This window comes from Nocardioides luteus (assembly GCF_000960475.2).
GTDB classification, from domain to species: Bacteria; Actinomycetota; Actinomycetes; order Propionibacteriales; family Nocardioidaceae; genus Nocardioides; species Nocardioides luteus_A.
Genome location: NZ_JZDQ02000006.1, coordinates 52,682 through 77,001, shown reverse-complemented (window position 1 = coordinate 77,001; position 24,320 = coordinate 52,682). Strand labels below are relative to the sequence as shown.

Genomic DNA, 24,320 nt, shown 5'->3' with positions numbered 1-24,320 from the left:
CGGCTGGGGCTCTCGCGTTGGTCGTGGATCAGTCCTGCGGGTTGAAGAACAGGCCGAGGGCGACGGCCCAGACGACGTGCCACAGGTAGACACCCAGGACGGTGCCCCAACCGAGGTTGATCGAGAAGAAGCCCGGGTCGATGCCGATGACGTCCTCCGGGTGCAGGGCGGGGATCCACCAGCCGCAGGAGGCGGTGGCGAGGAACATGCCCATGCCGAGCGAACGCGCGAGGTTGCTCGAGGTGGTGTGGGTCTTGCCGAGCCACGGGAAGATCACCAGCGCGTAGGCGAGCGCGAAGACCATGCCGTTGAAGTAGTGGAAGCCCATGCCGGCGAACCACTGCGAGACGGCGAAGCCGGCGTCGTTGGCGGTGGCGTTCGGGGTCAGGATGACGCCGTTGAAGAACGCGAAGTCCAGCGGGCCTTCCATGATGCCGAGGCCGTAGATCCAGTAGCCGAACATCGTGGCGAGCTGGGTGGCACCGAAACCGGCCACCAGCGCACCGACGAGGCGGTTGTTGTTCACGAACTGCGGCCAGTGCGTACCGGTGGTCTGTGCCATCACGGCCGGCTGCTGGATCGCCGGCTCCTGGTACTGCGGCTGGGCCTGGGACTGCTGCGGACGCTGGTCCCACCCGAGGGCGGAGGGCTGCTGCTGCGCGGGGGCGGCCGGGGTGCGGTAGGCACCGTTCGTCTGCATCCGCGACGCAAGCTCGTCCGCACTCGCCGCATGGGGCGGCCGATGCGGGTAGTACGACGACATGGTGGTGTTGCCTCCTGAATACCGAACGTCTTAGTCGTTCCCCCGTGCCATGCCGAGCTGCGACGTCGACACAAGCGGCAGAATCCTCTCACGAGAGGACAGCAGCCCGCACGTTACCGCTAAATCGGCTTATATCCCACAGGGTCGAACGGCCCGAACCGGGGGTGAGATCGAGGGGACCTCTGGCCCGAGACTCCTACCGAAGCAGGACGACCACCCTCCCACGCACAAGGCCCCTCGCGCTCGCCACAGCCCGGCGTGTCACGCCCTCCCGGAACAACACCCGACACACAAGTCACACCAACGGAAACAAGACCCTCCAGCCACACCAAACGGGCGCAAATGCGGGCCCATCGAGCGCGCAAGAAACTGTGTCGGTCTCGACACGCCTCCGCCCAACGGCTCGACCAGCGGATGACCGAACACCCCGCGCGACACATCACCCCGCGAAACTAAGGGGGTGCGGGGGATATCCCCCGCCGCGGCCGGAGGCCGCCATGAAATGCAAGAAGCGACGTGGACTTCCCTCGGAAGTCACACGCCGCCTCGACTCTTGCGACCCTGACGAGACTTGAACTCGCGACCTCCGCCGTGACAGGGCGGCGCGCTAACCAACTGCGCTACAGGGCCTTGTTGTTTCCGCTCTCTGCGGCAACGGGAAAAACATAGCCCATGGTTGCGGGGGATTCACAATCGGGGACGCGTCCTACTCCTCGAAGGGCTCCTCGCCCTTGGGTTCCTCGTCGGTGAGACCCTCCACGAGGCGGTTCTTGACCATGTAGGCCATGGCCCGTTCGGCGGCGCGGGCCTTGCGCCGGAGGGCCTCGACACCGGGGGCCTTGTCGTCGCTGTAGGCCGCGAGCCGGGCGACCTCACGGCCGGTCTGCCGCTGGATCTCGGACATCGCGAGCCACACCCCGAGGTCCTGTTCGAGGCCTTCGCGGGAGCGCAGGATCGCGGCGGTGAGGAGCTGGATGACGGTGACCTCGACGTCCTCGGCGGTGGACGAGCTGGAGACGAGGGTCGCGGCGATGGTGCCGGCACCGGTGGTCGTGATCGCGCCGGCGGTGACGAGCCCGCCGACCATCCCGCCGGGCCCGAAGGCGGAGAGCGCGCCGATGATCGCCGCTCCCCCAGCCAGCCCGGCGGGGGCGGCGAGGGCGAGTCCGATGGGTCCGGCGACCAGCACCGCGGCGCCGATCCCGATGCCGACCCACAGCTTCCACTGGTCGACCGGGTAGACGGCCTTCGACGCCGACTGCATCGCGATGTGCAGGTTCTCGCCGAGCCCTCCGCCGAGCCCCATCCAGACCGTCAGGTCGTGGAATGCCTGGCGGCGTACGTCATCGGGCACGTCGATCTCGTAGGGCCGGACCGGGTTGGCGGTCGCCAGCGCCACCAGGGCGAGGACGGCCTCCTCCTTGGAGAGCTGGGTCAGCGGCTTGGGCCGGGGCAGGGCCTGGTCACCGGGAGTGTCGGGTGAGACACGCAGGTCGAGGAGCTGTTGCGGGATGCGTACGCCGTCGGCCTGGTAGTTCTCGATCACCCGCTCCAGGACCTCGTGCTGGACGACACGGAGGGCGGCGCCGAAGCGCTCCTGGGTGGCGCCCTTGAGGTGGTCGCGCAGGAACTGGGCGTAGGCGAGCCACAGCGCCAGGCGCACCTCGAGGGAGTTGAGGGCGACGTCGGGGGTGCCCTCGACGACGGCGAGCTCCTTGCTGAGGGACCCGAACAGGCCGCGGCCGATCGCGGTGGCGACCGGCTTGGAACGCAGGTAGGTCGTGGTGCGGTGGTCGAGGCCGAGCCCGACCTGCAGGTCGAGCGCCCAGGGGAAGTGGCGCCAGATGCCGCGCAGACCGGTCACCGCGTCGCCGTTGCTCCAGACATTGACCCACCAGCCGACGTGGTCGACGGGCGCCTTCATCTCCAGCCGGTCGGAGTCCTCGTGGAGGTTCGGGTGGGCAGCGGGGCTGCCGATCGTCACGAGCCCGGTGACCGTCAGCTTCGGCGGGAGCCGGCGCAGCAGGTCGATCGCGATGATCGAGCCGAGACTGTGGCCGACGATGACGATCTCCCCCTCCTCGGGAAGCTCGTCGAGGACCATGCGGAGCGTCCGTGCCCGGATGCCGGGCTTGGTCACGTAGTTGTGGGCCTGGCGGAGCACGCGCAGCACGATCGGCGCCAGCGAGTCGGTGACCCCGACCGGCGAGGCGGGCACGGGTTCGCCGAGGATCGTCTCCAGCTCGGCGGTCGCGCGCTCGACGCGGCGGCGTACGTTCCGCTGCTCCTCGGCGCTGAGCCGCGGAGCCGTGATCGGCGGGATCTTGATGGTCTTGTCACCGTCGTCGGTGCGGAGCACGTCGGGATACTTCGGGGCGATCACCTCGACCTCGTCGAGCCCGGGGTAGCCGGCGTCCTGCAGCGCCTTGTCCAGCGCGCGGCGCCAGGCGTCGCGGGGGTCGCCGTTGCCGACGCCGTGAAGGTAGAGAAGCGAGACCACCCCTGGATTCTCCCCCATGGCGGGCGGCGGACCGGTCAGTCGCCGTCGAGTCCCTGCTCGATGGCGTAGCGGGTGAGCTCGACGCGGTTGTGCATCTGCAGCTTGCGCAGGGTGTTCTGGACGTGGTTCTGGACCGTGCGGTGGGAGAGCACGAGGCGCTCGGCGATCTGGCGGTAGCTCAGGCCCTTGGCGACGAGCTTGAGGATCTCGGTCTCGCGGTCGGTGAGGGTGGGCTTGTCGCCACGCACCTCGGTGGCGGCGCTGTGCTGGAACTCGCCCAGGACCAGGCCGGCGAGGCCGGGGGTGAAGACCGGGTCGCCGGCGGCGACGCGCTCCACCGCCTCCAGGAGCTCGTCGCGCGAGGCCGACTTGACCAGATAGCCCGTGGCTCCGGCCTTGACCGCGGCGAGCACGTCGTTCTGCTCGCCCGAGGCGGAGAGGATCAGCACCTTGGTCGTCGGACGCAGCGAGACGATCTCCGTGGTCACCTGGACGCCGTCGGGCTCGGGGATCTGCAGGTCGAGCACCACGACGTCCGGCCGGGTCGCGGCGAACCTGGTGATCGCCTCCCGGCCGGTGCTGGCGGCGGCGACGACGTCGTAGCCCGCGCCGGCCAGGTCACGCTCCACCGCGTCGCGCCACATCGGGTGGTCGTCGACGACCATCACTGTGCTCATGCCGCCGCCTCCGTTACGGAAAGCGGAGAATACGGACGCGGCGGCCTGAGGCCGATCGTCGCTCGCTGTCGCTCGCTCATCCATCCACTCCTGTTCGCGGGACCGTGAGCTCCCACTCGGTCCCGGTTGCTCCGGTGATCAGCTCTGCCTTGCCGCCGAGATCCTCGATCCGTCCCCGGATCGAGCCGGCGATGCCCAGCCTGCCGTCGCGCTCCGCCTCCGCGATGCGACCGTCGGGAATCCCTGGGCCCTCGTCGCGCACCGAGATCTCGACACGGTCGGGGAAGGCCTGCAGGAGCACCCAGGCGCGGGCGTCCTCACCGACATGACGGCGTACGTTGTCCAGCGCCGCGCGGGTCGCGGCGACGATCTCCTCGGCCGGGTGGGCCGGCATCTCGACGGTGGCCGCAGGCCCGGACACGGTCACGGAGCCGGTCTCCAGCGCGGCGAGATCGGCGGCGAGATCGGCCATCCCGTGGGCCGGCCCGCGAGACGATCCTCGGCCGGGCTGCTCGCCACGGATCAACGACCGCAGCTCCCGCTCCTGCTCCCCCGCCAGCCTGCCGAGCTCGGCGGCATCGCCACCCAGCTCACCGCCGCGGCGCTGGACGAGGGCGAGAACCTGGAGCACCCCGTCGTGGACGGCCCGGGCGAGCCGCGCCCGCTCCTCCGCCCGCGCGGCCGCGCGCTGTGCCTCGTCGCGCTCGAGCGCCATCCGCTGCACCGACTCGCACATGTAGCCGACCACCGGGCCCCCGATGACCAGCAGGAATGCGTTGCCGTAGATGGACTGGTCGATCTCCTGCCGCAGCCCGAGGTCGACGGCGGCCAGTGCCACACCGGCCAGCAGGCCTCCGATCCAGCGGTAGTGGATCGCGCACGCGAGCAGCGCGCCGCTCACCCAGAACCCCGGCACGCTCGCGTGGAACCCAGGCCCCTTCACCAGCGGGGTGACCAGCAGGAGCCCGAGCGCGATCGCCAGGTCGGCGCCGACGAGCACGGCCGTGCGGCGGCTGGGCGCCGCGTACGCCCAGAGGACGAAGGCGGTCCAGCCGATCATGACGAGCGCGCAGACCAGCGCGGCCACGGGCGGGTCGAAGTTGGCGGCCCGGTAGATCGTCAGCCCGATGGCGTTGACGAGCACCACCACGCGCAGCACCGCGAGAGCACGGAAGAGCCGGCTCTCGACCTCGATCGCCGCAGGCGACGTCCACGCGCTCACAGTCCGAAGTGTCGCACCAACCTCGCGGCGTACGCCTTCGATATGAGTATCCGTGCGGATACCGGCGGCGCAGCGCGAGATCCAGACTCGAACCGTGGAAAGACTGTGTACCCCCTACCGGATTCGAACCGGCGCTACCGCCGTGAAAGGGCGGGGTCCTGGGCCGCTAGACGAAGGGGGCCTGCCGGGACATCCTAGAGGCCTGCGTCCGAGGCGACCAAAGCGAGGCCGTACGTCCGTGTGCGGGTCCCGATTCGGAACGTCGCGGTCGCTTCCGGTAATGTTTCACCTCGCTTGGGCAGGTAGCTCAGTTGGTACGAGCGATCGCCTGAAAAGTGATAGGTCGGCGGTTCGACCCCGCCCCTGCCCACAAGCAACAACCGGCTTCGACCTGCAGCGATGGGTCGAAGCCGGTTGTCATTTCGCGACTCCATCTCAGGGCTCTGCGTTTCCCGCACACGCTTCGGCGGAACTACGCAAGGATGGTTGGCTGTGAAGTACGCCGATCCTGGTCGCTGCCCCGACTGCCGGGAGGCCTTCGAGCCCGGCACCAGCCCGTGCCCGCACTGTGGGCTGCCGCTGGAGAACGCCGTCGCCCAAGAGCTCTACGGGACGCTGCTGCGGGCCGACGTACTCATGACCCGGTTGCGCTCGATCCGCGAGGAGGCCAACCGAGCCGCTCGACGGACGCCGCCGCCGGCCCCGGCACCGCTGCCGGTCGCGCCGCCTCCGGCGCCGCCGCAGATCCAGCCCGAGCCGGTCGCCGCACCGCTCGCGGCGCCCGCCGCTCCGCCCGCTCCCGCCGCTCCGGCGGCGACGGCCGTCGCGGGACCTGCGGCGTTCCCGGGTGCTCCGCTGGCCCGGCGGGCGCCGATCACGGTGCCGCTGATCCTGGTCGGCGTCGGCGTGCTCTTCCTGCTGGTCGCGGGCGTCATCTTCCTCGCCGTCGCCTGGGCGGCGATGGGCCTCGGCGGCCGCACCACGATGCTGCTGATCTTCACCGCGCTCTTCACGGTCGGCGGCGCGCTGCTGATGCATCTCGAGCTGCGCGCCGGCACCGAAGGCGTGTGGACCCTGGCGCTGGGACTCCTCGCCCTGGACATAGCCGGGATGAAGTACGCCGGTTGGCTCGGTGGCGCCGACTGGGACCGTGGCTTCCTGGTCATCGTCGGCATCGCGGTCTTCCTGGCGGGCACCGCGATGTCCCTGGTCGGCGCGCGCACCGAGAAGCTCGACTCGGTGATCGGGCCACAGGTGGCGGCCGCCGCCGGCGTACTCACCGCCCTGATAGGCCTCGAGCTCATCTCCGACCTCATCTGGTTCCCGCTGATCGCCGCGGTCATCGCGCTCGTCGTGGTGATCGTCGCCAGCAAGACCGACCTCCAGGCGCTGACCCTCGGCTCGATGGTCGTGATGGCGGGCTTCTGGCTGTTGCTGATCGCCCGCGGCCTGGCCGACCCGGCGCTGACCGGCTCCGAGCTGCTGCGCGGCGGCACCCTGCCGCTGCTGCTCGGGGCCGCCGCGGTGCTGACGGTCGTGGCGCTGCTGTTCCCGCTGCCCAAGGACGCGAAGGTCGCGATGGTCGGGGTCTCGCTCCTGATCGCCGCCTACACCTTCACCCAGCCGGCCCTCGACGACGGCGCGGTGACCCTGACCGTCGTGGCCGTGATCGTCACCCTGATCGCCGCCGGCGCCCTCATGACCCTCCCCCGCCCCTGGCGCTGGGCCGCCGGCGCGCTGACCCCGTACGCCGCCGGCCTGGGCATCACCGTGCTCGTCCTGACGGCCTCGGCCGCCGTCCGGCTCGCGGCCGTGCCCTGGACCGAGTCCGCCTTCACCGCGGTCACGGGTCCTGATCCGTTGCTCCCGGGCTGGCTGACGCTGCCGGCGCTGCTCGCGATCCTCGCCCTCGGCACCGCCTGGTTCTACCGGGCCAACCCGCCCGCGTTCCGCACCTACCGACCCACGATCCGCTGGATCATCTTCTCCGGCGGTCTCTCCGGGTTCGCGGTCACGGCCGCCTGCTACGGCGCCCCGCTGCTGGTCCCGGCGCTGCTGCTGCTCGGCGTCGCCGTCGCGCTCGCCTGGTGGGCGGAGCGGCGGCCACGGCTCATCGCCGCCGGCATCTTCGGCGTGGTCGCGCTGGCCTCCGCCCTGCCAAGCGACCTACTCACCGTGGTCGTCGCGCTCGCGCTGGCGGGGGTGGCTGCGTACGCGGGGCAGGGTCTGGTCGGTGCCGACCGCGAGGTCACCGCCAGCTACTCGGTCGCGACGCTCACCCTCGGCCTGTGGTCGCTCGCGCCACTGATCGACGTGGAGCGGCAGTGGGCCGCGTGCGTGATCGTCACGGTGCTCGGCCTGATCACGTTCTTCCGCTTCCGGGCGTCGGGCTGGTGGGCGACCGTGGCCTGCGCCGCGATCTCGATCGGGATCGGCGCGGTCGACGTCACCTGGGCAGCGGTCATGCTGACCCTCGCCACCATCCTCGCCGCGGCGATCGGCCTGCACCACCGCCAGCCTCCCGCGCTGGCCGTGGCCGGCACCGTCGGCATCGGCGCGGCCACGGCCGCGGTCCTCTCCGGAGACGTGCCGGCCCTGGTCGTGACCGTCATCCTCACCGCACTCGCCGTCATCGTCGACCGGATGCAGTCCGGGACGACCAGGGAGGTGGCGACCGCCTACTGGATCCTCGCCCTGACCGCAGCAGTCTGGCAGGCGGCGCGGCTGGCCGACGTCGATCGCCCCTACACCGCGGTGGTGGTCGTCGTCGCGATGGGCGTCATCGTGCTCGTCCGCCGCAGCCCGGCCATCGAGGCCGCGGCCGCCGCCGGTGCCGCGGTGTCGATCGGCCTGGGTGCCGTCGCCGACGGCTGGAGGGTGGACACCGACTGGCTGGCGATCCTGCTGCTGATCGCCGGGGTCATGTGCATCGCGACGATCCTGCGTCACGAGCCGCAGCAGTCCGGACCGCGGCTCACGATCGCCGGCCTGCTCGGCCTGGGCTCGCTCGGCGCGGCCTTCACCAACGAGCTGCTGGCGCTGGTGGTGGCCGGCGTGCTCACCGCCGCGGCGATCGCTGTCGATCGCCTCACCCAGGAGCCGCAGGCCAAGGCCGTCACCGCGCCCTACTGGATCATCACGCTGACGGCCTTCTGCTGGATGTTCGCGAACCTCAACGACATCGCGAAACCGCACGCCGCAGCCGGGATCATCGTCATCCTGACCCTCGTCACGATCTTCCGGCTGCTGCCCTCGGCCGAGATCACCGCCGCGGTGGCCGCGGTCGTCACGATCGTCGTCGGCACGGTCAGCCTCGGCCCGACGATCGTGCTGACCCCGGACGGACCGGTCGCGGTCGGGTCGCGCGGCGTCGACCTCCCCTGGCTGAGCATCCTCCTCTTCCTGGCCGCTGCCGGTGTCTCGGCGCACGCGATCGCCCGTCCCGAGCGCCGTTGGCTCGGCTGGGTCGGCCTCTCGCTGGCCACCATCGCGCTGTGGATCCGGCTGGTCGACACCTCGGTGGCGACCTGGGAGTCCTACACCCTGCCGCCCGCGATCGCGCTGATCGTCTTCGGCGTGGTCAGGCTCCGCCTCGACCGGGAGGTCGCCTCGCTGCCGGTCCTCGGACCCGGTGTCTTCCTGGCGCTCGTCCCGTCCGTCCCGGCAGCCCTCCAGGATCCCGTCTCGATGCGGACCGCCGTGCTCGGCATCGCCTGCCTCGCCTTCATCATCGGCGGCGCCCTGCTGCGCTGGGCCGCACCACTGGTCGGTGGCGCCCTGGTCGCCTCCGTCCTGGCCCTGGCGCAGATGCCGTCGGCGGAGTCGTTGCAGCAGTGGTGGGTGCTCGGTGCGGCCGGGCTCCTGCTGCTCTTCCTCGGCATCACCTGGGAGGCGCGGCTCCACGATCTGCGGCGGGCGACGGCCTATGTCCGGGGGTTGCGTTAGGACGCTGTCCACGCGCCCGGAAGACTGGAGCCGATGTTTCCCGAATTCGAGATCGTACGTCGCCAGCGCCCCGTCACGATCGCGGTCGAGTCCACCAGCCCCTCCCGGCCCGCGGCCAACGCCGCGATCGAGGCGGCCTGTGACGGCCCGGCCTCGCTGACCTTCGCCTCAGGTGGGGACGTGCTCACCGCGAGCTACGACGGTCGGCGGGTCTGGCTCACGGTGACGACCGGGTCGCGGCGTACGTCCCACGCGAGCCGGCGGCACGGCCGGGCCGGTCGTGGGGTCGCCCGGTTCGCGCTGACGCTGACCGGGACGATGCTGACCGCACTGACCTTCGCGGGCGGCGAGTGGGTCGCGCGGGCACGGGTCGACCTCGCCGAGCTCGGGATCGAGCCGCGTGCGGAATCCTGGCTCGCCGGTCTGACCACGAGCCACGAGGGCTCGGCGGTGGACGTGCGCACCGGTGCGTTCGGACAGCTCGGACTGCGCGACATCCGGGTCGTGACGTACGCCGACGGCTCGCCGTTCCGCGACGACGACGGCAGCCTGCTGCTCACCGCCACCAGCGCCGGGCCAGGCTTCTTCCCCACGGCGCACACCTCGGTGTGGACCCTCGACCCGGTGACGTACGACCTCGTCCATCGTGGCGCGCTCTACTTCCGCCGCGACGGGCTGGTCCACGGCGACCACGCGACCCATCTGGTGCGCGACGGCGACGAGTGGCTGGTCGCGACGAGCACGTGGGCCTCGTTCAAGGCGCCGGACAAGACGGACCCGAGCAAGCCCTGGAACCCGGTCGGCGTCATCGTCGCCCGCTCGCGCGAGGACCTGACCAGGGGCGAGCACGTGCTCGACGCGAGCCCGCTCACGCTGCCCACGGACGGGTTCACCTCGGTCGGGGTCTGGGACCCTCACCTCGTCCGCCATGACGGCGAATGGCTGGTCGGCTACGTGAGCGCGGAGAGGTACTTCGAGTTCCACCCCGTGCTCGCCGGCGGACCGAGCCTGGACGCGCTCGCCCTGAGGGCAGCACGAACCGACCGGAGAGCCACCGAGGGCACCACGCTCGTCCCGCTGGGCGGCACGTTCGTGGTCGGCGCCAGCGACGGACGCGACAACCCGCGTCGCGTCCGTGCTCGCTACCCGATCTTCGACCTGGACCTCAACGAGGTCGCAGAGCTCAGCTCGGCGTACGTGTCGAACCTTCCGTGGCCCACGCTGATCCCGGTGGGGAACGAGTGGTTGCACGTCGCCTTCGACGGCACGCCTCACGGCGGCCGGCTACCCGGCTACGGCACTCACGGGGAGGTTGTCCTGAGCCGATCAACCAGGGGCTGATCAGTCTGAGGGATGTCGACCAAGACGTTGCCGCCGTGGCCGACAGACCCTAGTCGCGCGAGGATCCCGCGTCGTAGTCCGACCAGTCGTCGTAGTCGTCCGGCTTCTGATCGGACTTCTGACTGGTGTCTTCATCACCGTGAAGTTCGCGCGCAAGGGCCCCGAAGTCCGTCTCATAGGTCCGGTACTTCAGGTCGCGTGCGACCTTCGTCTGCTTGGCTTTCGCTCGGCCGCGCCCCATAGGGTCCAGCCCCCTCGTCGCACTTGGCCGGGATAGTCCCGGGCTGTTCACAGGTTTCTCGTAGGGATAACGCTACCGGTTCATCCCAAGAATCCGCACGCCGGGGTGTCGAAAATCCGTTCGCTGGCAGCGAATGTTACTGACGTCACACGATTCTGGGCCTGATGAGTCGTCATTCGCCGTTCACCTCGGCGACAGATTGCGGGGCCGGGCGGTTGACCCGCCGCACATAGCCTCCCTTCCGATTCTTGGGAGATCTGACAAAACCCCGCGTCTTGAACGGAACTGCAGTGACCGAACTGAGCGACATCCAGACCGACACCGCCTGCCCATCGTGCAGCGACGCGCACGGAGCACCCGCCCCCCGCGCTCTGCTGCCCATGAGCGGCCACACGCGCGGCAAGCGCAGCGCCGTGACCTGCGCCCTCAAGTGCGACAGCGCGTGCGCCAAGCCCGCACCCAACACCTCCGACAACGGCTACTTCCGTGACATCGCCGGCAAGGCGCTCAGCCGCCGCCACGCGCTGGGTCTCGCCGGTGCGGGCGCCGTCGCCCTCGCCGTCGGCAGCAGCGGCCTCGCGGCCGCCGCCGGCCCCGTCCAGGCGGGTCTCGCCGCCGGCCGCGGCACGGCCGGACGTACGATCCTTCCGTTCAAGGCGATCACCCCCGTCGCGTCCACCGAGGACACCTTCGTGGTCCCGCAGGGCTACACCTGGGACCCGATCATCCGCTGGGGCGACCCGATCCTGCCCGGCGGCGTTCCCTTCGACGTCAACAGCCAGACGGCCGAGAAGCAGGCGCTCGCCTGGGGCTACAACAACGACTACACCGACGTCATCGTGACCAACAAGGCCGGCACCAAGGCCCTGCTGTGCTGCAACAACGAGTACGTCAACCCCAACATCATGTTCCCGCCGGGCCTCGACGCCACCGAGCAGCTGAAGATCGCGATGGCCGCCCACGGCTTCGGGATCGTCGAGCTCGAGCGCTCCGCGCCGGGCGAGAAGTGGACGTACGTCCCCTCGGCTCCGAAGAACCGCCGCATCACCGCCTCCACCCCGTTCAAGCTCACCGGCCCGGCTGCCGGCAGCGACCTGCTCAAGACCGCCGCCGACCCGACCGGCACCGTGGCGCTGGGCACGATCGGCAACTGCTCCGGCGGCACCACGCCGTGGGGCACGATCCTGTCGGGCGAGGAGAACTTCAACGGCTACTTCCACGCCACCGGCACCTCGGCGGAGGAGAAGCGCTACGGCCTGGCCGACAAGCCGTCGACGTACGGCTGGGAGGCCATCGAGCCCCGCTTCGACGCGCGCTCGGCCGACTACGCCAACGAGCCGAACCGCTTCGGCTACATCGTCGAGATCGACCCGACCGACCCGACCTCGATGCCGAAGAAGCACACCTCGATGGGCCGCCTCAAGCACGAGGGCGCGAACGTCATCGTCGCCGACAACGGCCACGTGGTGGCCTACATGGGCGACGACGAGCGCTTCGACTACCTCTACAAGTTCGTCTCCAAGGGCCGCTACAACCCCACCGACCGCCGCCGGAACCTCACCCTGCTCGACGAGGGCGACCTCTACGTCGCGCGCTTCCACGGCGACTCGCCGGCGAGCGAGATCGACGGCACCGGCACCCTGCCGAGCGACGGTCAGTTCGACGGCTACGGCCAGTGGATCCCGCTGGTGAAGAACGGTCGCAGCCAGATCGCCGGGATGAGCGTCGAGCAGGTGCTCGTCTACACCCGCCTCGCCGCCGACAAGGCCGGCGCCACCAAGATGGACCGCTGCGAGGACGTCCAGCCCTCGCCGAAGACCGGCAAGGTGTACGTCGCCTGCACCAACAACTCCCAGCGCGGCACCACGGGCAAGGCCCCGGCCGACGAGCCCAACCCGCGCAACACCAACCGCGACGGTCACATCGTCGAGATCACCGAGGACGACGGCGACCACACCTCGCGCGTCTTCCGCTGGAACCTCGTCATCGTCGCCGGCGACCCGGCGGTGAACGGCGCGACCTACTTCGCGGGCTACCCGAAGGACAAGGTCTCGCCGATCTCCTGCCCGGACAACCTCGCCTTCGACTCCGAGGGCAACCTGTGGATCTCCACCGACGGCGCGCCGAGCTCGATCCAGAAGCTCGACGGGCTCTTCAAGGTCCCGCTCGCCGGCCCCGAGCGCGGCCACGTCCAGCAGTTCCTCGCCGTCCCCCGCGACGCCGAGACCTGCGGTCCGGTCATCCACGACCGCGACGGCTCGGTCTTCGTCGCGGTCCAGCACCCGGGCGAGGAGGGGACCTGGGAGGCACCGAACTCCTACTTCCCCGACTACGTCGAGGGCACCGCCGCCGAGGGCGACTTCCGCGGCCCGCGGCCTGCGGTCGTGCAGGTGCGCAAGGCCTGATCGGGCGGGCGGGATACCCGGTCAACCGGTGAAGCCTGCACTTCTCAGGTGTTGCAATGCCTGAGAAGTGCAGGAATACCCGGTTAACCGGGTATTCCTACGAGCTCACCAGCCCGCGTACGCCCCGGTGAGCTCGACCTTGCCACCCGGCGTGTCGGTGACCTCACCGGCGGCCCAGGCGCGGATGTCGTGGCCGGCGAGGATGCGGACGGCCTCGTCGACGTCCTCGGGGTCGATCAGGGCGACCATGCCGACGCCGCAGTTGAGGGTCATCTCCAGGTCCTGCAGGGCCACGGAGCCGGTGCGGCGGACGAGGTCGAAGACGGGTGCCGGGGTCCAGGTGGCGCGGTCGATGCGCGCGGAGAGCTCCGCGGGCATGACCCGCTCCAGGTTGGCGGCCAGGCCGCCGCCGGTGATGTGGGACATCGCGTGGGTCCGGGTGCCACGGGCCAGCTCGAGGCAGGCCTTGGCGTAGACGCGGGTCGGGGTGAGGAGCTCCTCACCGAGCGTACGGCCGAACTCGGCGATCTGCGCGTCCAGCGTGTAGGCGCCGGAGTTGAGCAGCACGTGGCGGACCAGGGAGAAGCCGTTGGAGTGCAGGCCGGAGGCCTCCATGGCGAGGACGACGTCGCCCGCCTTCACCAGGTCGGCGCCGAGCAGGCCGGAGGCCTCGACGACGCCCGTGGCCGCACCGGCCACGTCGTACTCGTCGGCCGCCAGCAGACCCGGGTGCTCGGCGGTCTCGCCGCCGACCAGCGCACAGCCGGCCTCGACACAGGCCTCCGCGATGCCCTTGACGATCGCCGCGACCCGCTCGGGGACGACCTTGCCGGTGGCGATGTAGTCGGTCATGAACAGCGGCTCCGCGCCGCAGACGACGAGGTCGTCGACGACCATGCCGACCAGGTCGAACCCGATGGTGTCGTGCTTGTCCAGGGCCTGCGCGATCGCGACCTTGGTGCCGACGCCGTCGGTCGAGGTGGCCAGCAGCGGCCGCTCGTACGCCTTCAGGGCACTCGCGTCGAAGAGGCCGGCGAAGCCGCCGACCCCGCCGAGCACCTCGGGGCGCCGGGACTTCTCGATCCAGACCTTCATCAGATCCACGGCGCGGTCACCGGCGTGGATGTCGACACCTGCTGCGGCGTACGCGTTGGTCGGCTCGGTCTGGCTCACTGATGGATCTCCGATCACGGGTTGTTCAGGACCGGAAGGGCCTTGCCCTCGGTCGGGGACTGCAGCGAGACCTCGAGGAGGTGCTTGCCGAGCATGCTCTCGTCGGGCAGCTCTACGGGGTATTCGCCGGTGAAGCAGGCCGTGCAGAGCGCGCTGCGCTCCTGGCGGGTCGCCGAGATCATCCCGTCGAGGGAGATGTATCCGAGCGAGTCCGCGCCGACCGAGGCGGCGATCTCGTCGACGGAGAGACCGTTGGCGATCAGCTCGGCGCGGGTGGCGAAGTCGATGCCGTAGAAGCAGGGCCACTTGACCGGCGGCGACGAGATCCGCACGTGGACCTCCAGGGCGCCGGCCTCACGCAGCATCCGCACCTGGGCGCGCTGGGTGTTGCCGCGGACGATCGAGTCGTCGACGACGACGACCTTCTTGCCGCGCACCATGTGCTCGAGCACGTTCAGCTTGAGCCGGATGCCGAGCTGGCGCAGGGTCTGGGAGGGCTGGATGAAGGTGCGCCCCACGTAGCCGTTCTTCACGAACGCCTGGCCGAAGGGCAGGCCGCTCTCCAGGGCGTAGCCGGTGGCCGCGGGGATGCCCGACTCGGGCACCGGGATGACCAGGTCGGCGTCGACCGGGAACTCGCGAGCCAGCTCGCGGCCCATCTCGACGCGGGACTCGTGGACGTTGCGGCCGGCGATGTTGGCGTCCGGGCGGGCCAGGTAGACGTACTCGAAGACGCAGCCCTTGCGGTCGGCCTCGGCGAACCGCACCGAACGGAGACCGGACTCGTCGATGATGATCATCTCGCCGGGCTCGACCTCGCGGACCACGCTCGCGCCGACGGTGGCCAGCGCGGCGTCCTCGGAGGCGACCACCCAGCCGCGGTCGAGGCGGCCGAGCACCAGCGGGCGGATCCCCTGCGGGTCACGCGCGGCGAAGAGGGTGTCCTCGTTCATCCACACCAGCGAGAAGGCGCCGCGGATCGTCGGCAGCACCTCCAGCGCACGCGCCTCCAGCGAGGAGTCGGGGTGGTAGGCGAGCAGCTCGGTCAGCAGCGAGGTGTCGTTGGTCGACACCGGTGCGTGGCGGCCCTCGGAGTGCTCGGGCAGCACCTCGACCGCGGCGCGCATGTCGGCGACGTTGATCAGGTTGCCGTTGTGGCCGAGGGCGACCGAGCCGTCCGGCGTCGGCTTGAAGATCGGCTGCGCGTTCTCCCACACCGAGGCACCGGTGGTGGAGTAGCGGGCGTGGCCGATGGCGACGTGGCCCTTGAGCGACTCGAGGGTCGGCTCGTCGAAGACCTGGCTGACCAGGCCCATGTCCTTGTAGACGAGGATCTGGCGTCCGTTGCTGACCGCGATACCCGCCGACTCCTGGCCACGGTGCTGCAGGGCGTACAGGCCGAAGTACGTCAGCTTCGCGACGTCCTCGCCCGGCGCCCACACACCGAAGACTCCGCAGTGGTCCTGAGGACCCTGGTCGTGGGGGTCGAGGGCGGCGGTGAGCCGGCCGTCGCCACCCTTACGTCGGGACACGTGCCTACCTGAGCTGGTGAGGTTGACCACGGCATCGAGTGTAAGGCCGCCCTCGGGTGATCACCGAACCCTTGACCGTGCTGTAAGAGTGGTCACATGAACGTCTCGGGATCATGATGGCAAAGAACTATCCACGTCTGCCCTACCGCCCGGGACGCTCTTCCCGGATAATCGCCCCGATGACTTCTTCAGCGCCCCCACCCGCCGGTGGTCACCGACTCACGGTGCCGCCGGGATTCGCCCCACCACCGTTGGGCGGCGGAAAACGGGCGAGAAGCGACCTCACCACGACCATGACGACGATCACCACCGATCTGGCGGAGATCGGCGGTCTGCTCACCCCTGGCGAGGACCTCTCCGACCTCCAGCTGATCGCCGACAGCCTGACCGCGCTGGCGGGCTTCGAGATGGCCACGATCAGCGTGGCCCGGGCCGACGGCCACCTCCACATGGCGGTGGTCTCGGGCCAGGACTCCGCCCGCGCCGACCTGCTCGGCACCGCCACCCCGATCGAGCAGCTCGAGGCCGAGCTCGCCCGCGCCGACGACTGGGGCATCTTCAAGTTCGTCCCGGCGGAGCGGCTGGACCCGAACGCCGATGTGTACGGCTGGATCCCGAAGATGACGACGATCGACGCCGTCGGCGCCTGGAACCCGCTCGACCTGCTGGTCGCGCCGCTGCGCGACGACGCCGGCAGGCTCCGCGGGACCCTGATCGTCGACGTACCGACCGACGGGCTCCGGCCCAACCCGGAGAAGCGGGCCGTGCTCGGCCGCCACGCGATGCAGGCCCAGCGCGCGATCCTGCTCGCCCTCGAGCGTGAGGAGCTCTCCGAGCAGGTACGCCTCGCCGAGGCCGCCCGCGACGTGATCCGCCGCGCGGGGCGCGAGCTGGACCCCGACGAGATCCTCAACTCGCTGAGCACCGGGCTGGTCGACGTGCTCGACCTGACCGACTTCTGGCTGCACATGTCCAAGCCGGGCGGCCGGGGCATCCGCACCAAGGTCTACCGGGAGGACTTCAAGCTCCCGATCGACGACCTGACCAGCCCGTTCATGGTCGAGTACGGGCAATACCTGTGGGACCAGCGCAGCATCACCGTCCAGACCCCTGAGGGCGCCGAGCGGCTGCCTCACCCCGACCCGGCGGCGCAGCAGCAGATCACCGACTGGGTCCGCCGCTACAAGGTCGGCTCGATCGTCGGGGTGCCGATCGGCTCCGGCCAGACGTGGTACGGAGCGATGCTCCTCTGCCGCGGTCCCGACAAGCCGCACTGGAGCGAGCTCGAGCTGATCACCGCCGCCGACCTCGGTCGCGACTTCGGCCGCGTGGTCCACAACTCCAGGGCCTACCTGCGGCAGAAGGCGGCGGTCGACTCCCTGCGCGAGCTCGAGGCCCACAAGAGCCGGCTGATCGCGACGGTCGCCCACGAGCTGAAGAACCCGCTCTCCGCGTTCCGGTGGAACATCGAGTCGCTGCCCTACGCGGAGTCCGAGGAGGAGTACGCCGAGGTGCTGACCGCGCTCACGCGCAACCGGGACCGCACCGAGAAGATCGTGGCCGACCTGGCGATGCTGTCGAAGGTCTCCGACCCCGACCACCTGCCGACCACGGTGCCGATCCAGGTCGCGCGCGTGCTCGAGGAGGTCTACACCGAGCTCAGCGCCGAGATGCCTCCCAACGACGCCCACGAGCTGGTCTTCGAGATGCCGGCCGACGACGTCTACGTGACCCTGGCTCCCGGCGACCTGGACCGGGTGGTGATCAACCTGGTCACCAACGCGGTCAAGTACAGCCCCGAGGGCGGTCAGGTCATCGTGAGCACGCGGACCAGCCCGGGCTGGTTCGAGCTCCGGGTGACCGACCACGGGCTCGGGATCTCGCCGGAGGACCAGGACCGGCTCTTCACCGAATTCTTCCGTTCGACCAACCCGAAAGCGCTCAAGCAGCCAGGCACCGGCCTCGGTCTGACCATCGTGTCTCGGATCGTCAGCCGCCGCGGCGGACTGATATCGGTCGACTCCACCCCTGGCGTGGGAAGCACATTCCGTGTGACGCTGCCCATTGTTTAACCTTACGCCCCGGGAACGGGTTGCATTTTCATCTCGGCGGAGAACTCATGACCAGTACGCCCCCAGAGGGTCCGGACGTGCCAGACGGTGCCTCCGAGGCGTACCCGACCCCGGACCCCGGTCTGCAGCTGATCGCCGAGGGCGTCACCGAGCTCGTCGGCTTCGGCGCCGCCGTCATCAACATCCGGCGAGGTGACGAGTTCGAGATCGTCGCCGCCTACGGGGACGAGACCGGTCACACCGTCGACGGCGACATGACCGTGGCCGAGATGCTCGGCACCCGGTTCCCGGTCTCGGTCGTCACCGACCTGCTGGACATGTCCGAGGACTGGGGCGACATCAAGTTCGTCCCCCACGAGAAGAACACCATCGGTGAGGCGGAGGGCTACTGGGTCCCCGACACCGACGAGGACATCCTGAAGGACCCGCAGGACTGGCATCAGCTCGACGAGCTCCTGGCTCCCTTCTACGACGAGAACGGCGAGCTCGTCGGCGTACTCTCGATCGACCGGCCGACCAACGGTCGCCGGCCCGGCCGGCGGCAGCAGCGGATCCTCAACCGGTTCGCCCGCCAGGCGAGGCGAGCGGTGCTGCTGACCCTGCAGCGCGAATACCTCGAGGAGCGGGCCAACAACCTGCTCGAGGCCCAGAGCTTCCTGCGCGAGGCCAACTCCCAGCTCGGCCTCACCGGGGTGCTCGAGGCGACCCAGGAGGCGATGAGCCGAGGTCTCGACGCCGACGGTCTCTACGTGCAGGCCCAGGACGGCGAGGGTGGGTCGGTGGTCTACGCCTCGCCCGGCCTCGGCTGGAACGCCACCGACAGCAACAACATCGCCGCCGGCCAGGCCTATCAGGCCACTCGGCTGTGGAACGACGGCCAGCACGCCATCGTCAACCGCGAGCTGCTCCGCCACGCGCTGCATCACGGCGACGCGGAGCAGAGGAAGTACGCGCGGCTCGGGCTCGAGTTCCTCGACGCGGTCGAGGCCGACTCGCTGCTGGTCGTGCCGATCGGCGTCGAGACCACGGCGCTCGGCCATCTCGTGCTGCTGCGCGGCTCGGGCCGGCCACGCTGGACCGACGCCGAGGGGCGGCTCGCGATGGAGTTCGGTCGCGACTTCGGTCGCATCGTGCTCACCTCCAACGCCTACACCCAGGAGCGCGACCTCGCCCAGCGGCTCGCCACCGCCGACAAGGTGCACAGCCGGCTCATCGAGTCCGTCGCCCAGGAGCTGCACAACCCGCTCACGGCCCTCACCACCGGCATCGACGCGATGCGCCACGAGGACCGCGGGTCCACGACCTGGTTCCAGCAGGTCGGCAACCTGATCAGCCGGTCCGACCAGCTGGTCGCGATGGTCGACGACCTGCTGCTGTTCTCCCGCTTCTCCGACCCCTCGTCGCGGCCGGCCCTGGCCCACGTCGACCTGACCTCGCTCCTGCAGGAGATCTACGAGCAGAGGACGTACGAGTCCGAGAAGCGTGGCATCGAGATGAGCATCGACGTGCCCTCTCGCAGCGTCTACGTGCTGGGCGACCGCAGCGAGATCAAGGCGGCGATCCTCCGCCTGGTCGACAACGCGCTCGTCTACACACACCGCGGCGGCCACGTCCGGCTCTACATCGTCGAGAGCGCCAGCGAGGCGGCGATCTCGGTGACCGACAACGGGGTCGGCATCCCCGCGGCCGAGCAGATGCAGGTGTTCACCGAGTTCTACCGCGGGACCAGCCAGGCGATCGGCGGCCGGAAGGGCGTCGGCCTCGGGCTGAGCATCGTCGACCGGGTCGCGCGTCGCCACGACGGCCGCGTCACGCTCCGCTCGGAGCCCGGCACCGGCACTCGCGTCTCATTGGTCCTTCCGCTCGCCAACGACGCGACCTCGCTTGGTTAACCGAACGTCACAATCTGGTCGAGACATCGACCGACGGCTGCGCAGCACCGGTGATTCGTGCAACACTCCGTGGTGCCCAGGTCCTCAGGACTGCCACGCCGTTGCAACACCCGCCCTGACCGACCTCACTGAGAGCAAGGATGCCCCCACCACAGTCAGTTGATGCCCTCGACGTGCCATCGAGCACGCCGAGCGGAACTACGCTGCCGGTGGTCGACCCTGCCCTGCAGATGATCGCCGAGGGCATCTGCGAGCTGCTCGGCTTCGGCATCGCGGCGATCAACGTGGTCCGCGGCGACGAGCTCGAGGTGGTGGCGGTCCACGGGTTCATCAGCGGTCTGAACGCACACGGCCAACGCGAGACGGCCGAGGAGATCCTCGGCACCCGATGGGCCCTCTCCGACCTGCGCGACAACCTCTCCCGCGGCGAGAACTGGGGCGCCTGGCGGTTCATCCCGCAGGAGCGGGTGAACCTTCACGAGGGCAGCTGGGTCTCCACCACCAACATGATCGATGCGGCCGACGCCTGGCACCCGCACGACATGCTGATCGCGCCGATCCTCGGCGACGACGGCTCCATCCAGGGGTGCCTCTCGGTCGACATGCCGGTCAGCGGTCGCCGGCCCGACGTCACCCAGCAACGCGTGCTCAACCGGTTCGCGAAGCGCGCCCAGCGGGTCATCCGCGGCTACCTCGAGCGCGAGCGGCTCTACGAGCGCGCCGCGAACCTCGAGACCGCCAAGGAGTTCCTCCGCGACGCCAGCTCGAAGCTCAGTCTCGCCGACGTGCTCGACACCAGCCACGACGCACTCATCCGCGGCCTCGGCGCCGACGGCATCTGGATGGCGACCAAAGGCCCCCACAACGAGATGATCGTGCACTCGACCCCGGGCCTCGACTGGGATCCCGACCCGGGTCTGGCGTCCCTCACCTCGAGGAACACGTCCCGCTACTGGGCCGAGGGCACCTACTCCATCCTGTGCCGCGAGCGGATCCCGAGCTCCCCGGAGTGGGCCGAGCAGGCCGCCGTCGCCGACAGGTTCTTCGAGACCCTGGGCGCGGAGAGCGTCCTGGTCGTCCCCGTCGGCGCCGACCACGAGTGGCTGGGCCACATCGTCCTCCTCCGCGCCCCCGGGCGGCCGATCTGGACCGACGCGGAGGGCCGGCTGGCGATGGAGCTGGGCCGCGACTTCGGCCGCATCGTGCTCACCGCCAACGCCTACACCCAGGAGCGCGACCTGGCCCACCAGCTGGCCGACGCCGACCGCGAGCGCAACCAGCTGATCGAGGCGGTCGCCCGCGAGCTCAGGATCCCGGTGAACGCGCTCGGCACGTCGCTGAACGCGCTGAGCGGCGAGCAGCCGAACACCCTGCCGTGGATCGTGCAGGTGGAGACGCTCACCGTACGCAGCGCCCAGATCGAGGGCATCGTCAGCGACCTGCTGCTCCTGTCCCGGATCCGCGACCCAGCCAACGCCCCCGGCGAGACCACCATCGAGATCTCCGAGATGCTCGACGACGTCCTCGACGAGCTCGATCCCGACGCCGCTCAGAAGGACATCGAGTGTGTCCTGACGACACCGACGGGCCCGGCGTACGTCGTCGGCGACCCCCGCGAGCTGCGTGCTGCCTTCCTGCACCTGGTGAAGAACGCGCTCACCTACAGCTACCGGGGCTCGCGGGTTCAGGTGATGCTCTACAGCGCGGGCAGCGAGGTCACGATCATCGTCACCGACACCGGGGTCGGCATCGACTACGAGGAGCAGTCGGAGGTCTACAAGCCGTTCTACCGAGGCTCCAACTCCGCGCTCGGTGGTTCGCGCGGAGCTGGGCTCGGTCTGACGTTGGTCGATCAGATCACCAGCCGCCACCACGGGTTGGTCGAGCTCGACTCCCGCCCCGGTGAGGGCACCCGGGTGGCGCTGACGCTGCCTGGTGCCTAGGCCCCCAGCTTCTGGAGCAGCAGCGCCTCGGCGACGACGACCTTCTTGAACTCGGCGAGGTGGAGACCCTCGTTGGCGCCGTGGGCGCGGGTGTCGGGGTCCTCGACGCCGGTCACGAGCACGCTGGCCTGCGGGAACGCCTCGAGGAACTCGGCGATGAACGGGATCGAGCCGCCCACGCCCATGTCGATCGGGGCGGTGCCGTCCCAGGCCTCGGTGAAGGCGGCGCGGGCTGCGTCGTAGGCCGGGCCGGTCGCGTCCAGGGCGATCGGCTCACCGGTGTCGACGACCTTGGTGGTCAGCTCGGCGCCCCACGGGACGTGCTTCTCCAGGTGCTGGGTGAGCGCGGCGACGGCATTCTCACCGGAGTCGCCCGGAGCGATCCGGATGGTGACCTTGGCGCGCGCGCTCGGCGAGAGGGTGTTGGAGGCGCCGTCGACCTTGGGGGCGTCCAGACCGGTGATCGTGATCGCCGGCTGCGTCCACATCCGCTCGACCGCGCTGCCCTTGCCGACCCACTGCAGGCCGGCGATGGCACCGGACTCGGCGCGCAGGCGCTCCTCGGGGTAGTCGACATCCGCCGCCGGACCCGAGACGAGCCCCTCGACCGCGGGCGCGCCGTCCTCGTCCCAGAGGGTGTTGAGGAGGCGTACGAGGGCCATGATCGCGTCAGGCGCCAGACCGCCCCACATGCCGGAGTGGACGGCGTGGCCCAGGGTGCGGAGCTCGACGTCGACCCGGATCAGACCACGCAGCGAGGTGGTCAGGGCCGGCACGCCGATGTCCCAGTTGCCGGAGTCGGCGATGACGATGACGTCGGCCTTCAGCTTGTCCTGGTACTTCCCGAGCAGCTCGGGCAGAGTCGCGGAGGCGACCTCCTCCTCACCCTCGATGAAGAGGCGGACCGTGACCGGAAGGTCGTCACCCAGGGCGCGGACCGCGCCGATGTGGGCGGCGATGCCGGCCTTGTCGTCGGCCGCACCGCGCCCGTAGAGGCGGTCGCCGACCTCGGTCGGCTCGAACGGCGGGGTGTCCCAGTCGGCGTGGTCGTTCTCGGGCTGGACGTCGTGGTGGGCGTAGAGCAGCACCGTCGGGGCGCCCTCGGGACCCTTCTTCTCACCGACGATCGCCGGCGGGGCGCCGTCGAAGGCGCGCACGATCTCCACCTCGAAACCCTCGGCCGCGAAGAGGTCGCGGGTCTTCTCCGCGCTCTTCTCGACCTCGCTCAGGCGCTCGGGGTCCGCGCTCACGGACTCGATCCGCACCAGGTCCTCGAGGTCCTTGCGGATCCCGGGGAAGAGGTCTTCTACACGGGCCTTGATGTCTTCGGTGGAGAGGGTCATGGGGTGAGATTATCCGGGCAGGGGTCGGGGGCGGGTAGTCCGGTAGCGAACTGCCTATTACTGGCGGGTACATGGGCAGTTCGCTACCGGACTACCTCGGCACCCACCCCTCACCCCACCCGATTCGACAAGAAGCGCTCTCGCTGCACGGCGTTCAACGATCGACGCTGTTCGACGGTGTGGGTGGGGGTCCACCACCGGGGTGGATCGATCGTCCAGCGGCGGTCAGCGACGGCGATCCGGCGCGCACGAGATCTTGCCTCCAGGGTGCGGCGGAGGAACCCGCTCGGATCACCGATTTCGCGAGAGACCATGGTGACGTACTCGAGGCCCGCGGCGCGGAACAGACCCTCACGTTCGATGTCAACGGCCCGCCGCTTTCCTTCAAGGTGGAGCTTGCCGTCGTACTCCCCCACGACGCCGGCTTCGAGATCGAGTACGTCGGGAGTCCCGATGTGCCGGCCCTCGAGATCGAAGACCGGACGGTTGCAAACCAGCGCGGTGAGCCCGAGATCGATCCGCCACAGCAGTCGCAGGTCGACCTCTCTCGGCGACCAGACATTCTCGTCAGCCAGGACGATCGCCTCCCGAGCCAGCCCGACACCGGTCCAGCCGTTCAGCGTCGATATGTAGGCCGCCGCTTCGTTCAGACTGACCTGGTCGCTTGCCAGCGCCAGGTCGAGCCACCGCACCGCCTCACGTAGATCCGCCGAGTACCGGATCTCGAAGACGATCGATCTGGCAGGACTCGTGATCGGAAGACCGTCGATCCAGCAACGCTCTTGCGGTGGCATGCGTTCGGCCGAGACGGCAAGGCCCGGTTGGGCGAGAATCTTGTGACCGTACGTCGCCAACGTCACCGGCCGTGCCTCGCCCATTCCTGCGAACCACTTCGCACCGACCCACGCGTACGCCGCCCATCCCGTCACGGCGCCCGTGTTGGGCAACAGCGCCGCGGCCTCTAACACCCTCTGCTGTGCGTCGGACGAGTCGACGGTCATCGGGACGTACAGCCCCCGCCAGACCCGTCTCCATCCGCGACCGCGGCTCTGCCTGGTCGTCGGTCCCGCCCGGCCCGTGGGATCGAGGGCGACCGGCATCACGACCTGCGGCCGCTCCGCCGACCAACGCCGTGGCTCGAAGTGAGGTGCTCGCTTCATCATGGCGCCAGCGTGCGCCTCCGACCGGCTCCATGACCTCCCATTTCTGGCGCCCTGTGGATAACTCCCGAAGGTCGGCGGGGTCGGGTCGGCGGGGTAGTCCGGTAGCCA

Annotated in this window: 15 protein-coding genes and 3 tRNA genes; 7 read left to right on the top strand and 11 right to left on the bottom strand. The window is 70.0% G+C overall.

Annotated features, from left to right (window positions below; translation table 11 throughout):
• Nucleotides 1–28 precede the first annotated feature (28 nt).
• From UG56_RS05430 to UG56_RS05405, 6 genes are all read right to left on the bottom strand, one after another.
• On the bottom strand, nt 29–700 hold the full coding sequence (locus UG56_RS05430) for a hypothetical protein (RefSeq protein WP_045550541.1): 672 nt from the start codon (nt 698–700) through the stop codon (nt 29–31).
• 619 nt (nt 701–1,319) lie between these two features.
• Nucleotides 1,320–1,393, bottom strand: a tRNA-Asp gene (locus UG56_RS05425).
• Nucleotides 1,394–1,469: 76 nt separating this feature from the next.
• Nucleotides 1,470–3,263 (bottom strand): PGAP1-like alpha/beta domain-containing protein, encoded by a 1,794-nt coding sequence (locus UG56_RS05420; protein ID WP_052693934.1) that lies wholly within the window; start codon nt 3,261–3,263, stop codon nt 1,470–1,472.
• A 35-nt stretch (nt 3,264–3,298) separates the two neighbouring features.
• Nucleotides 3,299–3,940 (bottom strand): response regulator, encoded by a 642-nt coding sequence (locus UG56_RS05415; protein WP_045550543.1) that lies wholly within the window; start codon nt 3,938–3,940, stop codon nt 3,299–3,301.
• A 76-nt stretch (nt 3,941–4,016) separates the two neighbouring features.
• On the bottom strand, nt 4,017–5,162 hold the full coding sequence (gene macS / locus UG56_RS05410) for a MacS family sensor histidine kinase (protein WP_256206450.1): 1,146 nt from the start codon (nt 5,160–5,162) through the stop codon (nt 4,017–4,019).
• Nucleotides 5,163–5,270: 108 nt separating this feature from the next.
• Nucleotides 5,271–5,343: transfer RNA gene (locus tag UG56_RS05405), tRNA-Glu, on the bottom strand.
• 115 nt (nt 5,344–5,458) lie between these two features.
• On the opposite strand from UG56_RS05405, the gene UG56_RS05400 reads away from it, so the two are divergent.
• The 3 genes from UG56_RS05400 (at nt 5,459) to UG56_RS05390 (ending at nt 10,448) form a co-directional block, all read left to right on the top strand.
• Nucleotides 5,459–5,532 (top strand) — tRNA-Phe (locus tag UG56_RS05400).
• 122 nt (nt 5,533–5,654) lie between these two features.
• Complete coding sequence (locus tag UG56_RS28240) at nt 5,655–9,107, top strand: SCO7613 C-terminal domain-containing membrane protein (RefSeq protein WP_071326886.1); 3,453 nt, start codon at nt 5,655–5,657, stop codon at nt 9,105–9,107.
• A gap of 33 nt (nt 9,108–9,140) precedes the next feature.
• Nucleotides 9,141–10,448 carry a hypothetical protein gene (locus UG56_RS05390; protein WP_045551787.1) on the top strand — a complete coding sequence of 436 codons (1,308 nt, stop codon included), beginning with the start codon at nt 9,141–9,143 and terminating at the stop codon, nt 10,446–10,448.
• A gap of 49 nt (nt 10,449–10,497) precedes the next feature.
• On the opposite strand, the gene UG56_RS05385 is transcribed toward UG56_RS05390, so the two are convergent.
• Entirely contained in the window at nt 10,498–10,689 is a 192-nt protein-coding gene (locus tag UG56_RS05385) for a DUF3073 domain-containing protein (protein ID WP_045551786.1), read from the bottom strand.
• 380 nt (nt 10,690–11,069) lie between these two features.
• Here UG56_RS05385 and UG56_RS05380 point away from each other — a divergent pair, with 380 nt between their 5' ends.
• On the top strand, nt 11,070–13,094 hold the full coding sequence (locus tag UG56_RS05380; protein WP_071326894.1) for a PhoX family protein: 2,025 nt from the start codon (nt 11,070–11,072) through the stop codon (nt 13,092–13,094).
• Between the two features lie 105 nt (nt 13,095–13,199).
• Here UG56_RS05380 and purM read toward each other — a convergent pair whose 3' ends face one another.
• Together purM and purF are read right to left on the bottom strand one after the other, a co-directional pair.
• A complete protein-coding gene (purM, locus tag UG56_RS05375) occupies nt 13,200–14,267 on the bottom strand; it encodes a phosphoribosylformylglycinamidine cyclo-ligase (protein WP_256206449.1) in 1,068 nt (355 codons plus the stop codon).
• A gap of 14 nt (nt 14,268–14,281) precedes the next feature.
• Nucleotides 14,282–15,799: an amidophosphoribosyltransferase gene (purF, locus tag UG56_RS05370; RefSeq protein WP_045549892.1), complete on the bottom strand. Its 1,518-nt coding sequence runs from the start codon at nt 15,797–15,799 to the stop codon at nt 14,282–14,284.
• Between the two features lie 293 nt (nt 15,800–16,092).
• Between purF and UG56_RS05365 the strand changes: the two genes are divergently transcribed.
• The 3 genes from UG56_RS05365 (at nt 16,093) to UG56_RS05355 (ending at nt 21,706) form a co-directional block, all read left to right on the top strand.
• Complete coding sequence (locus UG56_RS05365; RefSeq protein ID WP_045549893.1) at nt 16,093–17,871, top strand: sensor histidine kinase; 1,779 nt, start codon at nt 16,093–16,095, stop codon at nt 17,869–17,871.
• A gap of 77 nt (nt 17,872–17,948) precedes the next feature.
• Nucleotides 17,949–19,763 carry a sensor histidine kinase gene (locus UG56_RS05360; RefSeq protein WP_045549894.1) on the top strand — a complete coding sequence of 605 codons (1,815 nt, stop codon included), beginning with the start codon at nt 17,949–17,951 and terminating at the stop codon, nt 19,761–19,763.
• 209 nt (nt 19,764–19,972) lie between these two features.
• On the top strand, nt 19,973–21,706 hold the full coding sequence (locus tag UG56_RS05355) for a sensor histidine kinase (protein WP_045549895.1): 1,734 nt from the start codon (nt 19,973–19,975) through the stop codon (nt 21,704–21,706).
• Here the strand turns inward: UG56_RS05355 and UG56_RS05350 are convergent.
• Entirely contained in the window at nt 21,703–23,049 is a 1,347-nt protein-coding gene (locus tag UG56_RS05350) for a dipeptidase (RefSeq protein ID WP_045549896.1), read from the bottom strand. The genes UG56_RS05355 and UG56_RS05350 overlap by 4 nt on opposite strands.
• 110 nt (nt 23,050–23,159) lie before the next feature.
• Entirely contained in the window at nt 23,160–24,050 is an 891-nt protein-coding gene (locus UG56_RS05345) for a hypothetical protein (RefSeq protein ID WP_052693782.1), read from the bottom strand.
• Between the last annotated feature and the right edge of the window lie 270 nt (nt 24,051–24,320).